We start from the raw sequence: 262 nt of genomic DNA on the forward strand, positions 1-262 counted from the left end.
GCCTGCCGCGGGCGCTGTTCATCCTCGTCGGCGGCGCGCTGGTGGACCGCTACTCGCCGAGGCGGGTGCTGGTGCTGACCAAATGGATCAACGTCGGGCTGCTCGGCCTGCTCGCGGCCCTGACCGCCACCGGCAGCATCACGCTGTGGGGCGTCTACGCGCTGACGCTGGCGATCGGCCTGGCCACGGCCTTCAGTTACCCGGCCGGCAGCGCGATCCTGCCGCAGGCGGTGCCGGCCGCGCTGCTCCAGCCCGCCAACGG

At 73.7% G+C, this 262-nt stretch carries 1 protein-coding gene; it reads left to right on the top strand.

Features of this window, described 5'->3' with window-relative positions:
* The coding region (locus ACNEUN_RS06285; RefSeq protein WP_463631582.1) for an MFS transporter at positions 1–262 on the top strand (262 nt) is incomplete at both ends.

The organism is Gardnerella sp. C0684A1, assembly GCF_055326835.1.